Below are 2,331 nucleotides of genomic sequence, written 5' to 3' on the forward strand. Positions count from 1 at the left end.
GGTGCGCCTCGTCCCGGATGGTCCGGGGTGCATATGACTGGAATGCATTGAGAAAGGAGGATTTGAAGAATGCCGTGCCCCCTGCTGTGAGGGGCATGAGCCCAAGCGGCGGTGACCTGTCGTCAACTGGCAGGGTGACGTAGCCCGCAGGTAAAGGGAATTGAGGCGAAGCCGTTACGCCGAGATGGTTCCCGAGGCTGTAGCACTAGAAGGTTGAGGAACACGAACCGGTTAATTCGCATCCGAGGGCTGAAATGTCGCCTTCGCCTACACGGCTTAACAGGCGGAATGCTGATGGTGCCCCCAACACGTAGGCGGGGGTGTCCGAATGCGGGCGTATATGTATGGCGTCTCGCAGGGAGTCATGGGGAGAACGCAGCCAGACCATGACATCGGCATCGACTTGCGGGACGCAAGGACAAGGACTGCGACCGGCAACCTCCCCAGTGCGTGGAGTGTCCAGCATATGAACGAGGGAAGGCATGATGGAATGCCCACGATGTTCTGCGTCGCAAGGGAGTTGACCCTGATGTCCATCACGCTGGCGGAGTTCCCGTAGTAGTCCGCGGCAGGGAAAGCCTGCCACATGGCGAAGGGGAACAGTTCAATCTGCTTGGAGTGCAAATTACCTGACCAAATGAGGTGAAGACCTTTGATAATCAGCGAAATGCAGCACAAGCTCGCAACATGGGCCGAGGCCGGTCCGAACCGTCGGTTCGATCGTCTCTTGCGGCTCATTGCCGACCGGGAATGGCTTGCCGAAGCCGCCCGGATCGTTCTGGCGTCGAGTGGCGCACGAACTCCGGGCATTGACGGAATGGATAAGCGACGGATGCAGGCCGGGCTGGATCGCCATCTGGCCGACCTGCGGACAAACCTGTTGAAAGGCACCTATCGCCCGAAGCCGGTCAAGCGAATCTATATCCCGAAAGCCAATGGCAAGCTACGACCACTGGGTATACCGACCCTGACAGACCGCATTGTCCAGCGCGCCATGCTGATGGCCATGGAGCCGATTTGGGAAAGCGACTTCCATCGCCTGTCCTATGGCTTCCGGCCGGAACGCAGCGTGCACCATGCCGTTCGTACCGTGAAGTTGCAGCTTCAGGACGGCGCGGACACGACGAGGGGCCGCTGGATCATCGAAGGTGATCTGGCGAGCTACTTCGACACCGTTCATCACCGGCTGCTTCTGCAATGCGTTCGGCGGCGGGTGCGGGACGGACGGTTTGTTGATCTTCTCTGGCACATCCTAAAAGCGGGTCACATCGACCGTGGCCTGTTTGCAGCGTCCAGTGAGGGTGTTCCGCAAGGCGGCGTGCTGTCGCCGCTCCTGTCCAACATCATGCTCCACGAGTTTGATGCGTGGCTGGAGGCGAAATACCTGAACCGGAAAGCCCGCAAGGATCGCTGGGCATGGAACTTCGGCATTCAGCAGGGCCGCCCCATCACGGTTCGAGAGGACCGGCAATGGAAACCTGCGATTGCCTATTGTCGCTATGCCGATGACTTCGTCGTCCTCGTCAAGGGGACGAAGGTTCATGCCGAGGAAATCCGCGAGGAATGCCGGGCCTTTCTGGAAGACCGCCTGAAGCTGACGTTGAATATGGAAAAGACCCATATCACCCACGTCGATGACGGGTTCGTCTTTCTGGGGCATCGGATCATTCGCAAGCGGGGGTCGAACGGGCATATGTCCGTCGTCACGACGATACCCAAGGAAAAGGCCAAGGCGTTTGTTCGCAAATTGACCGAGACCCTTTCCGGCAATCATGATGTCGGCAAGGTCGACATGGTAGACCGCCTGAACCGCCAACTGGCGGGATGGGCGGCCTTCTACAAGTTCACCGACTTCACAGCGCGTTGCTTCCGGCGCATCGACACTGTCGTGTTCTGGAAACTGGCGCACTGGCTGGCGCGAAAATATCGGTCACGCATCAAACCCTTGATGCGGAGCTGGTATCGAGCGCCAGAGGCGGGCAAGGCAAAAACTTGGCTTGTCTATGGACGAAGTGAACGTGGAAACCGTGTCGGCAAGGCGCTGCGCCGAATGGTAACCAGCCCAAAGGCGCAGTTCCGGTGGCGGAATCCGGAGAGCAATCCATATATCTTCCGGAGCGAACCTCGCAGCACCGTCACCTCAAATTATCATGACGTTGCCATGGCCATGGGCCAAGATTGAATAGAGAGCCGTATGCGCTGAAAGGTGCACGTACGGTTCGGGGAGGAGAAGCGCAGCAGCGCTTCTTACTCCACTGTCGACCTGGAGAGGCTTTGTCTACGTGGCCTTCGTCATCGATGCCTATGCCCGCCGGATCGTCGGCTGGCGGG

Annotated in this window: 1 protein-coding gene; it reads left to right on the forward strand. The window is 58.9% G+C overall.

All coding sequences use genetic code 11. The annotated features are described in order from the left end of the window. The first annotated feature begins 652 nt into the window (after window positions 1-652). The gene (gene ltrA / locus L610_RS18700; protein WP_186441618.1) at window positions 653-2,182 is read left to right on the forward strand and encodes a group II intron reverse transcriptase/maturase; all 1,530 of its coding nucleotides are present in this window, start codon (window positions 653-655) and stop codon (window positions 2,180-2,182) included. Window positions 2,183-2,331: the final 149 nt, after the last annotated feature.

It is taken from the genome of Aminobacter sp. J44 (assembly GCF_007829415.1).
In the GTDB taxonomy this organism is placed as follows: domain Bacteria; phylum Pseudomonadota; class Alphaproteobacteria; order Rhizobiales; family Rhizobiaceae; genus Aerobium.